Here is an 18,570-nt window from a genome sequence, read left to right as displayed (position 1 = left end):
CCCGATCATACAGGAGCGGCCGACTTAGGGCAGCAGTGAATGCCTGGCAGCGCCGCGCGTCGCAGTCCGCGGCGCCAGGGCTGCCTGAGCTAGCTGTACTGATCGGGGGCATTGGTCAATCGCATGGAGGGCGGGTGGTTGGCGCAGGCGGTGTAGGATCGATGGTGGTTGGAGTGGTGCCGTCAGCCTTCGAGTGCGCCACGGCGTGGGTCTCTGAGAGGTAGGTAAGTGCTAGGAGGTGGTGCTCGTGAAGCGCATCGATCCACGCGCCGGTTGTGGCAGCCTGTGGCGACTGGAGAGACATGACCGCGTCGACCGGCATTGCACTATAGACAGCCGCCGGCAGGCCGGCCACCGGCTTGTCGGCCGCGGTTCGCGCATGCGTCGCGTAGGGCGATCGATCCATGAGCGCCAGAGCCGCAAGGCAGGCGGCTGCCTCCTGAGCGCTGAGTCGGACCGGTGGACGCGCAAAGCCGGGAAGGATGGCGTAGCCGCCTCGTCGACCCGCCGTCGCATAGAGAGGCACGCCTGCGTCTTGCAGCGAGCGGAGATCACGCTCGATGGTGCGGCTGCTCACCCCGAACCGCTCAGTCAGGGCTGATGTCGAGGTGCAGCGAAGACTGACTGGCAGTCCGCGGCGAACTTTGACGAAAGCAGCCATCGTCGGCGCGCTCGTCAAAGTGCGGCTCGGAGGCGCTCAGTGGCGGTGGTCCGCCGGGGTGACACCGGCGGTGCCGAGGTCGTCGGAGCGGCCCGCGGCCAGCCGCGACCACTGCGAGATGGGCCGCCCGTCGGGCCGATTGACGGCGCGGCCGTCGTCGTCGGTACGCATCTGAGCGGACGTGGTGTTGAAGAACCGTTGCGGCCAGCCTTCGGGGGAGTCCTCCCACGCCTCCTGGCGGCCGTAGACGGTCATATCGAGCATCGCGTAGGAACTGCCCATCAGCTCGCAGCCGCGGCCGGTGGTCCAGTATGTCTCGAAGACCCGGTCATCGTCGTGCAGGTAGCAGACCCGCATCCCGAAATGCCGGCCGGCGATGAGCGCATCGACCGATGTTGAAGGCACCGAGTACCAGGGCATCTCCCACCCCATGAACTCCCGGTACCGGTTACTCTCGTCGAACGGCCCCTGGCACAGCACCGCGAAGGTCACGTCTCGCGAGTGCAGGTAGCCCAGCTCCAGCACGTGGCCGATGTTCATGGTGCAGCCCTCGCACTGGTGGGCGGCGCTCGCGCCGTCGTACCACATCATGTACGACGCGAAGAGCTGACTCCTGCCCTCGAAGACGTCGATCAGCGGCACCTCTCCGTGTGCGCCGACAACCGGGGTCGAGGCGTCGACCTCGACCATCGGCAGCCGGCGTCGGGCGGCGGCGATCGCGTCGGCTTCGTGGGTGTGGGCCTTCTCGCGGAGGCGGAGCTCGTCGATCTTCCGCTGCCAGGCGACGCGGTCAACGATGTCGGGGCTAGACAGGTCGGACATGCTCGATTCTCCTTGTGAGGGCGCCCGGCCAGACGACCGCGGCACGCCGTCGGTGTCGACCGGGTTCAGAACACTTGTGTAGGTCTCATTGTAGACGTGATTGTAGACGTGGCTGATGCGTCCACGGATGAACCGGAACGTGTCGATCCGTCTGTCGTTGAGGTCGCCCCTGCCGGCGTCCCAGACGCAGTAGCCCCACTGCGCCGCGGTCTGGGCTTCGACTACCCGATAGGTGAGCCCAGGTCGCGTCGATCGGAAGGCGCCGATGAGGTCGGCAAGGCCGCTGGCATCCATCAAGTGGTCGCCGGCCTCGGCGATGGCAGGACCGCCTAAGACATGGTTTCAAAACCGGCTCGATCGTCGTGTGCTGCGCGTGCATGACCACCAGAATGCCGGTTTTTAAACCATCTGTAAGTGGACGATGACCTGCTCGGCGCAGATGGTGGCCGCCTGGCTCAGGTCACCCTTCCACAGTGCGGTCCATCCCTCGACCAACGAGGAGGTCGGGTCATGTAGAGGCGTTGTACTCGTCATACCAACCAGCCTCGCGAGCGGTTGCGACAACAGAGTGTCGGAGTTTTGCGAAGACCTCGCGGTTTGGCCCACCCTTTGCAGCCTGGTCGCCGAACGGAACTTGCGGACCTCAATCACTGTCCCCGGTCGATACAGCTAGCGCCCGCGCAGCCGCGGATCCAGGGCGTCGCGCAGGCCGTCGCCGAAGAGGTTGATGGCGAAGACCGTAACGGCGATGGCGATGCCGGGCGCCAGCGCCAGCCAGGGCGCCTGCTCCATGTACGCCTGCGCCCCCGTGTTCAGCATGTTGCCCCAGGTCGCCGTCGGCTCGTGCACGCTCAGCCCCAGGAAGCCCAGCGCCGCCTCGATAATGATCACCGAGCCGACCGTGATCGAGGCGATCACGATTACCGGCGCCACGACGTTGGGCAGCACGTGCCGCCAGACCACGCGCACGGGACTCACGCCCAGCGCCTGCGCCGCCTCCACGTAGGTCATCGCCTTTACGCTGAGCACGGCGCCGCGTACGATCCGCGCCGAGCCGGGCGTCACGAACACGGCGATGGCGATGATCACGTTGCGCAGGTTCGGGCTCAGCGTCGTCGCCAGCACCATCAAGAGGATGATCGGCGGCAGCGCCATGATCGCGTCCATGCAGCGCTGGACGATCTGGTCCACGAGGCCGCCGGCATAGCCGCTGATCACGCCGAACAGCACGCCGAAGCCCACGCCCAGCGCCGTGGCGCCCAGCCCCGCCGTCAGCGAGACGCGGGCGCCGTAGATCACGCGCGTCAGCACGTCGCGGCCGAGCTCGTCGGCGCCGAGCAGGTGGCGGCCGCCGGGGTGCACCAGCCGGTCGCGCAGGAAGACCGTGTTCGGCCCGTAGGGCGCAATGAGCGGCGCCAGCAGCGCCACGAGGCAGATCAGCAGCAACACGAGCGCCGCACCCGCGGCCACCGGCTCGCACCGCACGAACCCCAGCAGCGCGCCGAGCGGCCGCGGCGGCGCGGCGCGCTGTCCACGTGCGAGTTCTTCGGCGATGACGGCCATCGCTGGCGTTCCTTCTGCCGTCAGGCGTAGCGGATGCGCGGGTCGATCACGCCGTACGAGAGATCGATCAGCAGGTTGATCAGCACGACGATCGCGCCGGCGACGAGGGCGCAGCCCTCCACCTGCGTGTAATCGCGCTGCAGGATCGCGGTGTAGGTGAGCTGGCCCATGCCCGGCAGCACGAACAGCACCTCGAGAATCAGCGCCCCGCTGAAGATGAAGGCCGCCTGGTTGCCGACCAGCGTGACGACGGGAATCAGGGCGTTGCGCAGCACGTGGCGGCTGACCACGACGTGCCCCGCCAGCCCCTTCGCCCGCGCCGTGCGGGTGTAATCCTCGCGCTGCGCCTCCAGCACCGTCGAGCGCGTCATGCGCATGATGCTGGCGGAAAGGCCGTAGCCCAGCACGAGGGCCGGGATCCACATCAGTTTCAGGTTCGCCGCCGGATCGTGCAGCAGGCCGACGTAGCCGCGCGGCGGCTGGTAGCCGAGGTAGAGCGTGCCGTAGACGATGATCATCAGCCCGATCCAGAAGCTCGGCAGGGACAGCCCGACGAAGGAGACCACCCGCACCAGATAGTCGAGCGGCTTGTCCTGGTAGACCGCGCTGAGGATGCCGAGCGGCACGCCGAGCACGAGCGCCGCCGCCATGCCGAGCACGCCCAGCTCCAGCGTGATCGGCAACGCGTCGCCGATGCGGCTGCTCACCTTCTGCCCGTCGAAGATCAGCGAGGTGCCCATGCTGCCGTCGAAGATGTGCCCCACCCAGTGCGCGTACTGCACCGGCAGCGGCTGGTCGATGCCCATCTCGTGGCGCAGCTCGGCCATCTTGTCCTGGGGAATACGGCCCGTGTCGCCCAGCTTGGCGATCAGCGCGTCGCCGGGCAGCAGGTGCATCATCACGAACACGGCCACGCTGACCAGCACGATCACGATCGCGGCCGCGCCCAGCCGCCGCAGCGCGTAGGTGCGCATCGCCCATCCTTATCAAGCCGGCAAGGAGAACGACGGCCCGGCTAGCTCGAGCGCCAGGCCAAATCGATGCCGCAGGAGCCCCAGCCGAGCGGGTTCCAGGCAGCCTCCGTGTCCACGAGGTTGAACAGGTTCGGCTTGCGCAGATTGATCTTGTAGGGCGTGATCGTCCACAGCCGCGTGACCTGGTCCAGGTCGTAGTTCATCAGGTCCATCAGGATCTTCTTGCGCGCCTCTTTGTCCATCGTCTGCCGCTGCTTCACCGCCCAGTCGTCGACCTGCGGGTCGTTGACGTGGAAGTAGTTGCGCGGCGACTTCGAGTAGAGCGCGTGGTAGGCGAAGGCGTCCGGATCCCAGCCGGGGCCGATCAGGCCGGTGCCGGCCAGGTGGTTGTACGTGCCGCCGTAGTACTCCTTCTGCCATTGCGACGGATCGCGCGGGGCGTTGATGTTGGTCTTGATCCCGGCCGCCGTCCACATGCCGGCGATCGCGTTCCACACGTTGTAGTTGAGGCCGGCGAACTGGGTCATCAAGAAGTCGAACTGCAGATCCTTGGCGCCGGCGGCGTCGAGCAGTTGCTTTGCCTGCTGCGGGTCGGCCTTGCTGTTCCACTGGCCGAGTTGCTTCGCCTCCCAGGGCCACTCCTGGCCGAAGTAAGTCCAGTCCTGGCCGTAGCCGTAGCCGGCCATGCCGTTGGTGAGGCTTGAGATGATCTGGTCGCGGTCGATCAAGAGCGAAAGGGCGCGGCGTACGCGCACGTCGCTGAGCGGCGGCTTGTCGAGGCGCATGGCGATGAACGGCTGGAAGCTGGGCGGCGGCGTCGTCACCTGGGTGACCGAGTCGGGGTTGGACTTGATTACGTTGACCCAGTCGGTGAAGGTCTGCGGCCAGACATGCTCGAACTGGCCCGAGCGGAAGGCGGCAATCTGCTGCGCCGGGTCGGCGAAGTACGAGGCCTCGATCGCGTCCAGATACGGCAACGGCTTGTTGGTGCGTGGATCCTTGCGGAAGTAGTCCGGATTCTTCTTGAACTTGTAGCCGCCGAGGTTCTGCGCGGACTCGAACAAGAAGGCGCCGGTGCCGATCGGCAGCTTCGCCAGGCCGTCGGGGCCCTGGTGCTGCTCTTTGGAGAAGACCCAGTGGAAGGGGATGGCGTAGGCGCCGACGAAGTAGGCGGCGGGCTGCTTCATCTTGAAGGAGACGGTGTAATCGTCCACCGCCTGCACGCTGTCGAGGTCCTGAAAGGTCGGCGTCTGCGCCGGCGCTTTCTGGTAGGCCTGCGTGCAGTAGATCACGTCGTCGGCCTTGAACTCGCGGCCGTTCACCGGCGCCACGTTCTGGAACTTGACGCCCTTGCGCAGGTGAAAGACGAAGGTCTGCGGGTCGGGCTGCTCGGGCATCGCCTCGGCCAGCACCGGCTCGACCTCCATGAAGTTCGGGTTCTTCACGAAGTCGTTGATCGCGAACTGCACCAACTGGTTGTTGGCGAACATGAAGGACGAGAGCAGCGAGCCGGCCGGGCTGGTTGGATCCCAGGTCACCGGCGTCTGGCCCTCGAAGTGCAGCGTGCCGCCGGCCACCGGCCCGTTCTTCTGGGCGGGCAGATCTTTCAGCAGCGAGCCGGCGTACGTCGTGCGCATCTGCTCGAGCGTGAGCTTGGAGGGGTCCTTCGGCGGCGCCTGGTTGGCGCCGGAAGGCGCCGAGGTCGCGGCCGCGCTGCCGGAGCCGGCCGAGGCCGGCGCGGCGCCGTTCGTCGTCTTCGCGGTGTTGTTGTTCTTGCTGTTGCCGCCGCAGGCCGCGAGCAGCGCCCCGGCGCCCAACGCGCCCATACCCGCCAGTGCCGCGCGGCGTGAGGCCGTCACGCGCGACCAGTAGCCGGAATGGCCCTCCTGACCCATCGTCTCTGCCCTCTCCTCCGGCGCGTCCGAGCGGCCCGAGCCGTCCCCGCGCGCCTGTACTGCCCGACCTGACGATCTCAAAGCGGTATACGCCGCGCCGGCGATCCTGCCCGGCGCGCACACCCGATCACGGCCCTTGCCACGGGGTTTACGCGCAGTTCGCAGGGCTGTCAAGTGCCGTATCCGCTGCGAACATACTGGAAGCGTCACCAAATCGCAACGAATGTCGGGACTTGTGACGGAAAGCGCAAAGATCAGCGATGGGCTGGCCGTGACGAGGGGTGCACGATCGCACGCGGTGTGCGACCATGCCTGACATGGCCCGCGCTTCCGTTTCCGTACGAGAGACCGTCGGCCGCTTCCGCCTTCCCCTGCCCCAGCGCTGGCGCCGGCTGATGGCGCGCTACGTCGGCGCGCAGGAGCAGCACAGCCGCCTGGTGCTGGCCGTGCAGGTCGGCTACGTGCTGATCTTCCTGCTGGTCTTCTTCCTCGGCTCCGACCAGTGGCCTGCGGCGCCGGACCTGATCACCGTCGGCCTGCTGGGCTTCGCCGTGGTCACGGCGCGCGGCATCCGCTTCCTGCGCGACTGGACCCCGTTCCTCGTGCTGACGATCGGCTATCTCGCCCTGCCCGGCCTCACGCCGGGCCTGCAGCAGCGCGCCCACGTCGGCTTCCCCATCACCGTGGACCGCTGGCTCGGCGGCGGCGAGCTGCCGACCACGCGCCTGCAGGCGGCGCTGTGGAAGGGCGGGCAGTTGCAGTGGTACGACTACGCCGCCTCGGCGCTCTACCTGCTGCACTTCGTCGTGCCGCTGGTGCTGGCCTATCTCTTCTGGCACTGGCGCCGGCCGCTGTACGTGCGCTTCGTGCGCGCCTATTTGGTGCTGATGTACGCCGGCTTCACGATCTACCTGCTCTATCCGATGGCGCCGCCCTGGTGGGCGAGCGACCTGGGCCGCATTCCGCACGTCGCGCCGGTGCTCAGCCTCGTGCACTGGAAAGGGATCGGCAACCCGGTGGGCATTCTCACCGGCACCTTCCAGCCCGACCCCGTGGCGGCGATGCCCAGCATGCACGCGGCCTTCTCCATGCTGGTCGGTCTCGTGCTCTGGTCGCTGCGGCCGCGCTGGGCCTGGATCGCGCTGGCCTACCCGCTGGCGATGGCGACGACCGTGCTCTACACCGGCGACCACTACGTGATCGACATGCTGGTGGGCTGGGCCTTCGCGCTCGCCGCCTTCGTCATCGTCTGGCTGCGCTGGCAGGAGAAGCAGGCTGCAGCGCCGCGGCCCGTGCCGGCGCCGGTCGCCGATGAACAGGCGGCAAACGCCGCGGCCGACTGACTGCCCACGACCGCTGTCACGCGCCCGCTGAGCCGCGGGAAAGCGCCCGCCGCTGCGCTGAGCGACGGGCGCTGCCTGCCGGTGTTTCGAACGCCGGACTCGATCGCCGCGTCAGCGGTCCGCGGGCGCCGGCGCGGCGTCGACGAAGCCGGCCACCGACGCGAAGCGGCCGTCATCGCCGACGATGGCGAAGTCGGTGCCGCCGAGATAGAGCGGGGCTTCCGGCACGCCGCCCCCCGCCCAGCTGAAGCGCACGTAGCCGTTCTGCGCTTCGATGCCGCTCACCAGGTGCAGGGTGTAGCCGGGGAACTGCGCCTGGGCGGCGCCGATCATCGCGTCGATGCCGTCGACGCCGTCGCCGCGACGGTGGGCGTCGACATAGGTGCCCTTCTCCGTCCAGGTCTTGGCGACCAAATCGCGGCGCTGCCGCGGGTCGCGCTCGTTCCAGGCGGCGAGGTAGCTGACGACCAGCTCGTTGGAAGTGCTCACGGGATGACTCCTTCGGGATGCAGCATGAACATGAATGAGGATGAACCGTTCATCGCTCATGTCTCATGTTCGGCGCGCACGCCGATGCCGGCGATTACCTGGCAGGTAATCGGCGAGCGGCGGCCGCGCTCCCGAAGGCTCCTCTGAGTGTTGAACGGGCGCTGTGCCGCGCCGCCTACGTGGCGACGGCCACCGGCTCCGACGTCGTACTGCCGGCGCCATGCGGCTGCGCGGCGAAGGTCACCGGCAGTGTCTGCAGGCCGCGCAGCAGGATCGTCGAGCGCCAGCGCGGCCGGCCGCCGAGACGCAGCCCCGGCATGCGGCGCAGCAGTTCGGCGATCGCGATCTGGCCCTCCACGCGGGCCAGCGGCGCGCCCAGGCAGTAGTGGATGCCCTGGCCGAAGGAGAGATGGCGGATATTGCCGCGGCCCAGGTCCAGTCGTTCCGGCTGCTCGAACGCGTCCGGGTCGCGGTTGGCGGCGCCGAAGATCACCGCCACGAACTCGCCCTGCTTGATCGGCTGGCCGCCGATCGTCACGTCTTCCATGGCGACGCGGCCGCTCATTTGCACGGGGCTGTCGTAGCGCAGCAGCTCCTCGACCGCGTTCTCGATCATGGCGGGAGCGCGCTGCAGCCGCGCCATTTGCCGCGGGTTGCGCAGCAGCGCCAGCATGCCGTTGCCGATCAGGTTGGTCGTCGTCTCGTTGCCCGCGGCGAGCAGCAGGATGCACATCGCGTACAGCTCGTCCTCGTTCATCTTGTCCGAGCCTTCGTGCGCCTGGACTAACGCGCTGATCAGGTCGTCCTGCGGCTGGCGCGCCCGCTCGCGGATGATCGCACGGAAGTAGTCGGACAGCTCAAGCACGGCCGCGTCCGCGGCACTGAGCTGCTCGGGCGTGAGCAGCGGCTCCAGCCCCTCGCCCAGCGCATCGGACCAGGCCTTGAACTTCGGCCGGTCCTCGGCCGGCACACCCAGCATCTCGGCGATCACGATCACCGGCAGCGGATAGGCGAGGTCGCGGATCAGGTCCATGTGGCCCTGCGCCTGCACGGCGTCGAGCAGCCCGTCCACGATCTGGGCGATGCGCGGCCGCATCTGCTCGACGGCGCGGGGCGTGAACGCCTTGCTCGCCAGCGCCCGCAGCCGTGTGTGGTCCGGCGGATCGAGCGAGAGCAACGAGTTCGCCAGCCAGCGGTTGTACGGCCCCATGTCGTCGCCGATGAACTGCTGCGCGGTGGTGCCCTTGCTGCGGTCGGCGGCGAAGCGGGGGTCGCGCATCACCGCCATCACGTCGGCCTGGCGCGTCAGCACCCAGCACTGCATCAGCACGCTGCGGTGCACGGGATCCTTCGTGCGCAGCCGCGCATAGGTCGGATACGGGTTCTCGCGCAGCTCGGCGGCGAGCGGATTGAAGGCGACGCCGCTCTGCAGCCGCTCTTTGAGCAGCATGCCGCGGATGGCGACGCTGCGGACGGCGTTGGTGGCGAACTCGGGCAACGGCATGACTGGTGCTCCTCGTCTGATGACTGCTGATAACCGGCGCGGGCCGCACTGCGGTCAGCGGCGCGCCGCCGCTTCAGCGGGAAGCGCAGGCACGGGGCCCGGGCGGAAGGCGCCGTTCAGCAGCGCCTTCATCACGGCGATGTACGGTGGCGTGTCGATCGCGGGGTCCAGCGACTTCTGAATGAGCAGCCCGTAGTAAAAGGAGATCGCCATCGTGGCCACGGCCTCGGGGTCAAGCTCCGCCGCGATCTCACCGCGCTGCTGCGCCGCGGCCACGAGGCCGGCGAAGACTTCTCGCAGACCGGCGAAGCAGCGCCGCCAGATCGCGCCGATCTCGGGGTTGCGGCCGGCCTCTGCGATCAGCTCGAGGTCGAACGCATCCGCGTCGCCCTGCTCGATCTCGCCGCCGAGGCCGAAGTAGGCGGCGATCACCTCGTCGGCGAGGGCGGTGAAGTCCCGGCCCTGCGCCGCCGCGCCGATCAGGTCGGCATGGCGCTGCAGGTTCATGTCGCAGAGCGCGGCGATCAGCTCGATCTTGCTGGCGAAGTAGCGATAGATGGCGCCGGGGCTGAGCCCGGCTTCGTCGCAGATGTCCTGCATCGTCGCCTGGTGAAAGCCCCTGCGGGCGAAGCAGGCGCCGGCGGCGGCCAGGATCTGGCGGCGGCGGGCGGCGAGGTGTTCGGGGCTGACGCGCGGCATGAAGTCGGACCCGATCCGATGGAAACAAAGCGAATACTCATTCTTTATCACACGCGGTGGCGACGGTTGTCAAGCGGAGCGCCTAACTCCGCGTTGACTCAACAGCGCCGCGTCTCCCTTCCCCTCGCGTGTCGTAGCGTGTGCCATCGCGTGTGTCATGCGGAACGGTGCGATTCGCGGCGGACCGGTAGTCCTTGAGCCACCCTTCCCGTGTCGGGCAGGGAAATCCGAGCGCGTGCGCGAGGGAGGAATAGGCGCCCGCCGGCCACCGCCTATACTGTTCCCTGTTCCCTATTCCCTCGAACAAGAGGTGCGCCATGCAGACCAGCGAGCTGACCACCATGACCGTCGCCGAGGCCGCCGCGCAGATCGAGCGGCGCAGCCTCTCGCCCGTCGAGCTGACGCGCGCCTATCTCGACCGCATCGCACGGCTCAACCCGACGATCAACGCCTACGTGACTCTGACCGCCGAACAGGCGCTGGCCGCCGCGCGGGCGGCGGAGCAGCAGATCCTCGCCGGTGAGTACCGCGGCCCGCTGCATGGTGTGCCCTTCGCGCTCAAAGACATCTACGACACGGCCGGCGTCCGCACCGCCGCCGGCTCGAAGATCCTGGCCGAGCGCGTGCCCGACGCCGACGCGACGACCACCGCGCTGTTTCACCAGGCCGGCGCCGTGCTGCTCGGCAAGCTGAACACGCACGAGTTCGCCTTCGGTGTCACGACCAACAACCCGCACTGGGGCGCCACGCGCAACCCCTGGGGGCTCGAGCAGATTCCCGGCGGCTCCAGCGGCGGCTCCGGTGCGGCGATCGCGGCCGACCTCGCGCCGATCGCGATGGGCTCGGACACGGGCGGCAGCATCCGCATCCCGGCCTCGCTCTGCGGCACGGTGGGACTGAAGCCGACGCACGGCCGCATCAGCACCGCGGGCATCTTTCCGCTGAGCTGGTCGCTGGACCATGCCGGCCCGCTCACGCACACGGTGGAAGACGCAGCGATCGTGCTCAAGGCCCTCGCCGGCCCGGACGTGCAGGACACGCTGACGCCGCCCGTGCCGCTGCAGGATTACCGCGCGGATCTGAACGTGAGCGTGCGCGGGCTGCGGCTGGGCGTGCCGCGCGCTGGCTTCTGCGAGGCGCTGGAGCCGGACGTGGCGCTGGCGTTCGAGGCGGCGCTGGAGGTGCTGCGCGAGTTGGGCGCGGTCGTCGAGGACGTGCAGGCGCCGGCGCTGTGGGCGAGCTGGGAGCCGGGCTACAACATCCTCTACAGCGAGGCTCGGCACGTGCACAAGGCGTGGCTGCGCGAACGGCCGGGCGACTACGGCAAGGATGTCTTCACCCGGCTGAACGAGCGCGCCGAGCTCTCCGCCGACGACCTGGTGGCCGCCTTTCGCCACCAGTCGGCGGCGATGCGCGAGGCGGCCGCCTTGCTGGCGGAGCGGGCGGCGCTGGTCCTGCCTGCCACGCGCATCGCAGCGCCGAGCATCAACCCCAACCAGACGATCGTGCTGGATGGCAAGGAGGTGCTGGCCCGCAGCGTGCTGACGACGAACACGATCCCCTTCAACGTGACGGGCCAGCCCGCCGTCTCGTTGCCCTGCGGCTTCACCGCCGCCGGCCTGCCGATCGGCCTGCAGATCGCCGGCCGCCGCTGGGACGAGGCGACGGTGCTGCGCGTCGCCCACGCGTACGAGCAGGCGACCGAGTGGCACACGCGGCGGCCGAGCCTCATCCTCACCCCTGTCCCCTCTCCTTCTCCATAGAACGGGAGAAGGAGAGGGGCGATCCGGAGTCGGGCGTCACGCGCGGCGTCGGGTTGGCCGTGGCTTGTGAGCGCGTGGTGGGCGCCCTTCGCGGCCTGCCGGGTCAGGCTATGCCCATCGGAGCACGGTTCATCGCGGAGCCCCTCTCTCCCATACGCTCTTGCACGAGGCGGATACCCCGAATCGCGGTGTATGGGAGTGAGGGGCGCTTACCCTACTTCGCCGCATCATCGTTGCTTTGCTTCACGGCGTCGTCCAGCAGTTGCTTCGCGCTCTTGTTCGCGTCGGAGAGCGCGGCCACGATCGCGTCGCTGATGTGGTTGCGCGTGGTCTGGTAGCTGCGCACCGCCGGCTCGGAGCGACCGTACTGCTGCACCTGCAGGGCGATCGCGTACTGCGGCAGCTTCTGCACCTGCGCCTGCACGCGCGGATCGGTCAGCCCCGACGTGCGGATCGGCAGGTAGCCGGAGGCGATGCTCCAGTCGGGGTTCACCTCTTTGCTGGAGAAGTACTTCATGAACAGCCAGGCGGCGAGCTGCTTCTCCGGGCTGCTCTTGAACATGGTGATGTCGGCGCCGTTGATCACGGCCGCGGTCGGCTGGCCGGCGGCGTGCGGCGGCGCGGCCACGTTCCAGGCGAAGCCCTTGCCGTCGTTCTGCACTTCCTGCTGGTAGTAGGGCAGGCCGGCGCTGGTGCTGAAGGCGAAGGCGGCCTTGGCGTTGCCGAAATCGGTCTGATCGGCGAACTGCTTGGCCACCTGGTAGCCCGAGCCGTCCTTGATGATCTGCTGAAAGAAGGCCAGCGAATCGACGCCCTGCTGGTTGTTGAAGACCCACTTCTTCTGGTCGTCGCTGATCTCCTGGCCGCCGCGGGAGAAGATCATGTTGGCAAACAGCGAGGGCTCGACGCCGATCGCGTAGCCCTTCATGTCGCCCTTGGCCACCGCCTTCGCCGCCTTGAGAAAGTCGTCCCAGGTCTGCGGCACGTCCACTCCCGCGGCCTTGAGCGCGTCGGCGTTGTAGTACATCAGCTCGATGCTCTTGGTGAAGGGGAAGGAGAGCAGCTTGTTGTCGTTGGCAGGATAGAAGTTGTCGTAGCGGTAGGCTTGCAGGATGTCGGCGTAATCGTCTTTGGGCAGGCCGTACTTCTGGCTCTTCACGTAGTCGTCGAGCGGGATGATCACGTTGGCCTGCTGGTACTCGGCCACCTGGTTGGGATAGGCCACGGCCATATCCGGCGCCTGGCCCCCGGCGATCGCCGTCTCCAGCTTCTGGAAGAGGTCGTTGTAGTTGCCGACGTACTGCGCGTCGATCTGGATGTTCGGGTTCTTCGTCTGGAAGTCCTGGATCAGCGAGGTCAGCTTCTTGCCGTTGGGGCCGTCCAGCGGCTGTGTGTGCCAGAACGTGATCGTCACGGGCTTGCTGATCGTGACGTTGTCGATCGCGCTGCCGCTGCCCGCCGCCGCGGCCAGCGCCTTGTCCGCCGCGACCACGCCGGGCGTCACCGTCACGTTGCCGCCGGTAGTGGGTGAGCCGCCCGCCGCCGGACTGCTGCTTGCTGCCGTGGCGCTGCTGCCCGCCGCGGCAGAGGCGGGCGCGGTGGCGCTCACGGCGCCGCTTGCCGGGGCGATGGTCCCCGCGGGGGCAGAGGCGGCGGCCTTCGTGGCCGTGGCGGCGCCGCTGCTCTTGTTGCTGTTGTTGTTGCTGGAGCTGCAGGCCAGCCCCAGCGTCAGCGCCACGCCCAGCAGCAGCGGCGTCAGCAGGCGATGGCTGCCGGTGCCGAATCTTCGATGCATCACGCACTCCTGCGCGGTGTTCGCCGCGCGGCGCCGGTGTTGCTTCGGCGCAGCGCAGGCGGCCGTCCATTCAGGCCGAACCGCCCCGAGCCGGGGCGGGCAAGGATCGACGTGTGCTTGCGTTCCCTCTGCCGCTCCCTCCTCCGCCCGCGCCGGGCGTCGAGCCAGGCGATCGAATCGCCTCACATCCGTTCATATCAAAGCGTGCCCGATTCGCGCCGCTGCCTCAACGTCCCGTCGGCCCCGCTTCAGCCCTTCAGGCCAGACGAGGCGAAACCCTCCATGAACTGCCGCTGCGCGAAGAAGTAGAGCACGACGATCGGCGCGATCGTGAAGGCCGAGGCCGCCATCAGCAGCGCCGGCTCGGTCGAATCGGAGCTGATGAAGACGGAGAGGCCGAGCTGGACCGGCCGCAGGCTCTCGCTGTTGGTGACGATCAGCGGCCAGAGCAGGCTGTTCCACGAGCCGAGGAAGGCGAAGAGCATCACCGCGGCCAGCGCCCCCTTGGAGAGCGGCAGCGCGATGCTGAGCAGCGTGCGCAGGTGGCCGGCGCCGTCCAGCGCGGCCGAGTCGTACAGGTCCTGCGGCAACTGGTCGAAGAACTGGCGCAACAGGAAGATGCTGAACACGCTCGATGCCCAGGGCACGATCAGCGCCCAGTACGTGTTCAGCATGTGCAGCTTCTTCACGATGATGAAGTTGGGAATGATGATCGTCTCGAACGGGATCATGAGCGTGGCGAGGAACAGGATAAAGAGCACGTTGCGGAAGTAGAAGTCGATGCGCGAGAAGGCGTAGGCCGCGAGCGTGCTGGTGATCACAACACCGGCCACGACGCAGAAGCAGATGAAGAACGTATTGACGAAGTAGCGCGCGAACGGCGCCGCGTGCCAGGCGGCAGCATAGTTGCTGAAGTGCCAGACGGAGGGCAGAAAGGTCGGCGGGTCGCGCAGCGCCTCGCTGCGCGTCTTGAACGAGGTGAGCAGCATCCAGAGGAAGGGAAAGGCGGCGAACACCGCGCCCGCGATCAGCACGAGGTAGAGCAGCGCGCGGCGCAGCAGGCGCGCCGCCGTCAGGCCGCGCTCTCCCGCCGCCGCGCCGGTCCGCTGTCTGCCGAGTGCGAGGTCACTCACGACGCGCGGCCCTCATCCTCACTTCGTTTCTGTGGCCCCTCTCCCTCTCCCAATTCTGGAGAGAGGGAGAGGGGCGATCCAGCGTGAAGTGTTCCGTGGCCGAGTTGGGTTATCCGGGGCAGTCGTAGCCGGGCGCAACGCGACGCGCTCCCGAAGCGAACCGCCCATGCGCTCGCCGACGCCGACCAATCGAGCCCGCGACCCCAACCCCGCCTGCATTCCTGCGCCCTCCGCCCTCTATTCCCTGTTCCCTGTTCCCTATCGCCCTACGCCCTCGCGTACCGCCCGCCCAGCCGGGACTGCACCAGCGTCAGCCCCATGATGATCGCGAAGAGAATGAAGGCGACCGCCGAGCCGTAGCCCAGGCGGTGCGCCGACTGGAATTGGTTGTAGACGTTGACCATCACCGTCTGCGTGGTGCCCAGCGGTCCGCCGGCGCCGCCCACGTTCGAGTTGCTGGAGATGATGAAGATCTCGTTGAAGGCCTGAAAGGCGGCGATCGTCGAGATCACGCTGAGGAAGAAGAAGATCGGCGCCAGCTGCGGCAGCGTGATCTTCCAGAACACCTGGCGCTCGCTGGCGCCGTCGATGCGCGCCGCCTCGTAGGTTTCGCCGGGGATGTTGCCGAGGCCGACGAGGAAGATGACGACCTGGAAGCCAAGCTGGTGCCAGATCGTCATGATGATGATCGCGCACAGCGCCAGGCTCGGTCCCTGCACCAGGCCGGGCACACTGATATGCGCCGCGTTGCCCAGCAGTTGCAGGATGCCCCGCGGCTCCTGCGTCCAGCGCTGGTTGCCGATACCGACGTGGCCGATCAGCGTATTGGCGATGCCGGCGCGCGGGTTGAAGATCCACAGCCAGACGCTGGCCGCGGCCACGGTGCTGGTGACGTAGGGCAGGAAGTAGAGCGTACGCAGCAGGCCGAGCCAGCGCACCTTCTGGTAGAGCAGGTAGGCGATCAGGCAGGCGAGCGCCATCGTCACCGGCACCGTGCCAAGCGCGAAGTAGACGGTGACGCCGAGCGACTGCCAGAAGGCGTGGCTGTGCAGCGCCTCGTTGTAGTTGCGCAGCCAGACCATGCCCAGGTCGGCGATCTTCCAGTTGCGCAGGCTGATCCAGAACGCGTAGAAGACGGGGAAGAAGTGGAAGACGCCGGTGATCAGCAGCGCCGGCGCCAGGAAAAGCAGGGCGACGGCCGTGTTGCGCAGCTTGCGCCGGTCGAGGCGACGCGGCGCACCGGGCCGCGCCGCCAGGCGCGTCTTCGCCGATCCGAAGGCAGCCGCCATGCCCGCTCCCGCGGCGCCCGCCGGCGCGGGCGGGTCAATGTGGGCGCAGTCTAGCATGGCCTTCGGGGTGCTTCCAGCACGCCGATGTTAGCGCGGGCTACGCGCCTATGCAGGCTGCCCGGCGACCTCCGTCAGCCGCCGCTGCAGGTAGCGGCGTTCCACGGCGTTGGCGCAGAGGGCATGGGCCTGCCGGTAGGCGGCGGCGGCCTCGGCGCGGCGGCCGGCGCGGCGCAGCAGGTCCGCGCGGGCGGCGTGGTACAGGTGGTAGCCGATCAGCGGCTCGCGCAGCGCGGGCGCGGCCAGCAACGCCAGCCCCGCAACCGGCCCCTGCGCCATCGCCACCGCCGCGGCGTGATTGAGCCGCAGCACGGGAGAGTCGTGGTCGCGCAGCAGGCCGCGGTAGAGCCCCACGATCTGCGGCCAGTCCGTTTCCGCCGGCGAGGCCGCCTGCGCGTGCAGCGCCGCGATCGCCGCCTGCGTCAGGTAGTAGCGCGGCCGGGGCGCGGCCGGCGTGGAGCGCGAGCGGTTGCCCTTCGCTCGCCGTCCCTGCGGCGTCGCCTCGGCGCCGGTCGCTTGATCGCCGGCCAGCAGCGCGAGGGCGCGATCGAGCACGGCCAGACCTTCGGCGATTGCAGCACGGTCCCAGCACCCGCGATCTTGCTCCTCCAGCGGCACCAGCTCTCCGTGCGCTCCGGTGCGCGTGCCGCGGCGCGAATCGTGCAGCAGCATCAGCGCCAGCAGTGCGAGCGCCTCCGGCTCCCGCGGCAAAAGCGCCACCAGCATCCGCGCCAGCCGGATCGCCTCGCGGCAGAGGCCCTGACGGATCAGCGCTTCGCCCACGCTGGCGCTGTAGCCCTCGTTGAAGATGAGGTAGAGCACCGCGAGCACGGCCTGCAGCCGTTCCGGCAGCGCGTCGTTCGGCGGCACGCGGTAGGGGATGCCGGCGTCGCGGATCTTCTGCCTGGCGCGCACGAGCCGTTGCGCGAGCGTGGGCTCGGGCACGAGAAACGCCCGCGCGATCTCGGGCGTGGTCAGGCCGCCGAGCGTGCGCAGCGTCAGCGCGACCTGCGCCTCGGGCGCCAGCGCCGGGTGGCAGCAGGTGAAGATCAGGCGCAGCCGGTCGGTGTGCGCCTCCGGCGCCGCGTAGGGGTCGGCGTTCTGCGCCAGCTCGGCCAGGCCGTGCAGCAGCGCCTGCTTCTCGGCCAGCGTGCGCTTGCGGCGCAGGCGGTCGATCGCCTTACGGCGGGCGGCGGTGGTGAGCCAGGCTCCGGGATTCTCCGGCACGCCCTCGCGCGGCCAGCGGTCAAGCGCGGTGACGAACGCCTCTTGCAGCACGTCCTCGGCGAGCTCGAAGTCGCCGAAGACGCGGATCAGCGTGGCGAGGATGCGCCCGCTCTCTTCGCGGAAGACGCGCTCGATCGTGTCCTGCGTGACGCCCATTGGCGCTCGCTCGCTGATCGTGCAGATTTTAGCGCCCTCGGCCTGGAGCAATGCCGCGGTTTCGCCGGGGGCATGATCGTCTCTGCGATCATATGCGAACGGGCGTTCGAGTGCTGCAACAGTCATCTGTCAGTTGCTCCGGCGCCGCGAGTCTTTTCCAACTGTGCGCCGGCGAGCAGCCGGCTGGGCGCCGCGCTGGCGGCGTTCAGCGTCAGCACTTCGAAGGGAGACAGCTCCGCCCGCATGACGCCCGCCGCCACGCACGGATCGGCGTCCAGCAACGCCTGGGCCGCTTCGTCCGACTCGGCCCAGAAGATCGAGATGAACCACGCGTCCGCCGTCGCGACCGTCGTACGGCCGACGAGCGCCACGGTGCCCTCTTCGGTGAGCCGTTGCAGCCGTGCCGCGTGCTCGCGGACGAGCGCAAGCTCGTGCGGCGTCGGTCCGGTGGCGAGCATGTCGGGGCGGGTGGGCGTAAGCCGGCCGACGTACTGGCGCCTCCTATGCATATCGGATACCCCCGGCGTATCGCTCGCGTGCGCTGCGAAGACGCGCCGGCCGGCCGCAGCGCTTCGCGGCCGGCCGGCGCGAGCAACTACATGTTGTCGAACACCATGATCGGGCGGACCTCGATGGAGCCGTACCTGGCGCCGGGGATCTTGGCGGCGTAGGCGAGCGCCTCGTCCACGTCCTTGCAGTCGAGCATGTAGAAGCCGCCGAGCTGTTCCTTGGTCTCGGCGAAGGGACCGTCGGTGGTGAGCGCCTTGCCGTTGCGCACGCGCACCGTCGTGGCCGTGGCGACCGGCATCAGCGCATCGCCCGCCTGGAAAACGCCGGCCTTGTTCACCTCCTCGGTGAAGGCTCCGTAGTCCTGGAAGTACTGCGTTGCCTCCGGGGTACCCTGCTGCGGCTCGCTGGCCTCGTTCGTGTAGATCAGCAGCATGTAACGCATGGTCTTCCTCCATTTCGTCTTCGGCGCCGCGCTCGTTGTGGCGCCTTCACCCAAACGACGATCGACGGCGGGCCGGATCGACAACATTCGGCCTCAGCAGCGGCCAATTTTTTCTAGGCCGGCAAACTTGGCTTGAGAGGTTCGCCGAGCCCGGGTTCCGATAAGCGCCACTCGCACCTGAGGTAGGGCAAGGGCGCGCATGGCGAGGCGACCGGCGGGCACGCGCACGCAAACCCTGGAACCGACCG

The 18,570-nt window shown here is 68.5% G+C and carries 15 protein-coding genes and 2 pseudogenes; 2 read left to right on the top strand and 15 right to left on the bottom strand.

The genetic code is table 11. From position 1 onward, the window contains the following. Positions 1-89: 89 nt before the first annotated feature. The 6 genes and pseudogenes from VKV26_13965 to VKV26_13940 all read right to left on the bottom strand — a co-directional run bounded on the left by VKV26_13965 (position 90) and on the right by VKV26_13940 (position 5,915). Positions 90-223, bottom strand: a pseudogene (locus VKV26_13965) (IS481 family transposase). A gap of 276 nt (positions 224-499) precedes the next feature. Then, positions 500-661, bottom strand: a pseudogene (locus VKV26_13960) (HTH domain-containing protein). Positions 662-697: 36 nt separating this feature from the next. After that, positions 698-1,483, bottom strand: a complete 786-nt coding sequence (locus VKV26_13955) for a DUF899 family protein (protein ID HLZ71002.1) — start codon at positions 1,481-1,483, stop codon at positions 698-700. A gap of 669 nt (positions 1,484-2,152) precedes the next feature. Beyond that, on the bottom strand, positions 2,153-3,046 hold the full coding sequence (locus VKV26_13950; GenBank protein HLZ71001.1) for an ABC transporter permease: 894 nt from the start codon (positions 3,044-3,046) through the stop codon (positions 2,153-2,155). A gap of 20 nt (positions 3,047-3,066) precedes the next feature. Continuing rightward, positions 3,067-4,020 carry an ABC transporter permease gene (locus VKV26_13945; GenBank protein ID HLZ71000.1) on the bottom strand — a complete coding sequence of 318 codons (954 nt, stop codon included), beginning with the start codon at positions 4,018-4,020 and terminating at the stop codon, positions 3,067-3,069. Between the two features lie 41 nt (positions 4,021-4,061). Next, on the bottom strand, positions 4,062-5,915 hold the full coding sequence (locus tag VKV26_13940) for an ABC transporter substrate-binding protein (GenBank protein ID HLZ70999.1): 1,854 nt from the start codon (positions 5,913-5,915) through the stop codon (positions 4,062-4,064). 308 nt (positions 5,916-6,223) lie between these two features. On the opposite strand from VKV26_13940, the gene VKV26_13935 reads away from it, so the two are divergent. Then, entirely contained in the window at positions 6,224-7,258 is a 1,035-nt protein-coding gene (locus VKV26_13935) for a phosphatase PAP2 family protein (GenBank protein HLZ70998.1), read from the top strand. Between the two features lie 111 nt (positions 7,259-7,369). On the opposite strand, the gene VKV26_13930 is transcribed toward VKV26_13935, so the two are convergent. The 3 genes from VKV26_13930 to VKV26_13920 all read right to left on the bottom strand — a co-directional run bounded on the left by VKV26_13930 (position 7,370) and on the right by VKV26_13920 (position 9,950). Then, positions 7,370-7,747: a nuclear transport factor 2 family protein gene (locus VKV26_13930; GenBank protein HLZ70997.1), complete on the bottom strand. Its 378-nt coding sequence runs from the start codon at positions 7,745-7,747 to the stop codon at positions 7,370-7,372. 175 nt (positions 7,748-7,922) lie between these two features. Beyond that, positions 7,923-9,251, bottom strand: a complete 1,329-nt coding sequence (locus VKV26_13925) for a cytochrome P450 (protein ID HLZ70996.1) — start codon at positions 9,249-9,251, stop codon at positions 7,923-7,925. A 54-nt stretch (positions 9,252-9,305) separates the two neighbouring features. Next, entirely contained in the window at positions 9,306-9,950 is a 645-nt protein-coding gene (locus VKV26_13920; GenBank protein ID HLZ70995.1) for a TetR/AcrR family transcriptional regulator, read from the bottom strand. A 317-nt stretch (positions 9,951-10,267) separates the two neighbouring features. Between VKV26_13920 and VKV26_13915 the strand changes: the two genes are divergently transcribed. Beyond that, positions 10,268-11,713 carry an amidase gene (locus VKV26_13915; protein ID HLZ70994.1) on the top strand — a complete coding sequence of 482 codons (1,446 nt, stop codon included), beginning with the start codon at positions 10,268-10,270 and terminating at the stop codon, positions 11,711-11,713. A gap of 214 nt (positions 11,714-11,927) precedes the next feature. Here VKV26_13915 and VKV26_13910 read toward each other — a convergent pair whose 3' ends face one another. The 6 genes from VKV26_13910 to VKV26_13885 form a co-directional block, all read right to left on the bottom strand. Further along, complete coding sequence (locus VKV26_13910) at positions 11,928-13,508, bottom strand: ABC transporter substrate-binding protein (protein ID HLZ70993.1); 1,581 nt, start codon at positions 13,506-13,508, stop codon at positions 11,928-11,930. A 248-nt stretch (positions 13,509-13,756) separates the two neighbouring features. Continuing rightward, complete coding sequence (locus VKV26_13905; protein HLZ70992.1) at positions 13,757-14,641, bottom strand: carbohydrate ABC transporter permease; 885 nt, start codon at positions 14,639-14,641, stop codon at positions 13,757-13,759. Positions 14,642-14,907: 266 nt separating this feature from the next. Then, positions 14,908-15,930: a sugar ABC transporter permease gene (locus VKV26_13900; protein HLZ70991.1), complete on the bottom strand. Its 1,023-nt coding sequence runs from the start codon at positions 15,928-15,930 to the stop codon at positions 14,908-14,910. A gap of 105 nt (positions 15,931-16,035) precedes the next feature. Further along, complete coding sequence (locus VKV26_13895; GenBank protein HLZ70990.1) at positions 16,036-17,370, bottom strand: sigma-70 family RNA polymerase sigma factor; 1,335 nt, start codon at positions 17,368-17,370, stop codon at positions 16,036-16,038. A gap of 122 nt (positions 17,371-17,492) precedes the next feature. Continuing rightward, positions 17,493-17,879: a YciI family protein gene (locus tag VKV26_13890; protein HLZ70989.1), complete on the bottom strand. Its 387-nt coding sequence runs from the start codon at positions 17,877-17,879 to the stop codon at positions 17,493-17,495. 86 nt (positions 17,880-17,965) lie between these two features. Then, entirely contained in the window at positions 17,966-18,322 is a 357-nt protein-coding gene (locus tag VKV26_13885; GenBank protein HLZ70988.1) for a YciI family protein, read from the bottom strand. Positions 18,323-18,570: the final 248 nt, after the last annotated feature.

The sequence above is a fragment of the Dehalococcoidia bacterium genome (genome assembly GCA_035310145.1).
GTDB lineage: Bacteria > Chloroflexota > Dehalococcoidia > CAUJGQ01 > CAUJGQ01 > CALFMN01.
The sequence above is the reverse complement of the archived record's forward strand: the minus strand, read 5'-3'. Positions and strand labels throughout refer to the sequence as shown.

Coding starts and splice junctions, on each gene's coding strand:
- VKV26_13910 (HLZ70993.1), bottom strand. CDS start 13,508: ATGCATCGAAGATTCGGCACCGGCAGCCATCGCCTGCTGACGCCGCTG.
- VKV26_13920 (HLZ70995.1), bottom strand. CDS start 9,950: ATGCCGCGCGTCAGCCCCGAACACCTCGCCGCCCGCCGCCGCCAGATC.
- VKV26_13950 (HLZ71001.1), bottom strand. CDS start 3,046: ATGGCCGTCATCGCCGAAGAACTCGCACGTGGACAGCGCGCCGCGCCG.
- VKV26_13955 (HLZ71002.1), bottom strand. CDS start 1,483: ATGTCCGACCTGTCTAGCCCCGACATCGTTGACCGCGTCGCCTGGCAG.
- VKV26_13900 (HLZ70991.1), bottom strand. CDS start 15,930: ATGGCGGCTGCCTTCGGATCGGCGAAGACGCGCCTGGCGGCGCGGCCC.
- VKV26_13935 (HLZ70998.1), top strand. CDS start 6,224: ATGCCTGACATGGCCCGCGCTTCCGTTTCCGTACGAGAGACCGTCGGC.
- VKV26_13895 (HLZ70990.1), bottom strand. CDS start 17,370: ATGGGCGTCACGCAGGACACGATCGAGCGCGTCTTCCGCGAAGAGAGC.
- VKV26_13940 (HLZ70999.1), bottom strand. CDS start 5,915: ATGGGTCAGGAGGGCCATTCCGGCTACTGGTCGCGCGTGACGGCCTCA.
- VKV26_13885 (HLZ70988.1), bottom strand. CDS start 18,322: ATGCGTTACATGCTGCTGATCTACACGAACGAGGCCAGCGAGCCGCAG.
- VKV26_13925 (HLZ70996.1), bottom strand. CDS start 9,251: ATGCCGTTGCCCGAGTTCGCCACCAACGCCGTCCGCAGCGTCGCCATC.
- VKV26_13945 (HLZ71000.1), bottom strand. CDS start 4,020: ATGCGCACCTACGCGCTGCGGCGGCTGGGCGCGGCCGCGATCGTGATC.
- VKV26_13890 (HLZ70989.1), bottom strand. CDS start 17,879: ATGCATAGGAGGCGCCAGTACGTCGGCCGGCTTACGCCCACCCGCCCC.
- VKV26_13915 (HLZ70994.1), top strand. CDS start 10,268: ATGCAGACCAGCGAGCTGACCACCATGACCGTCGCCGAGGCCGCCGCG.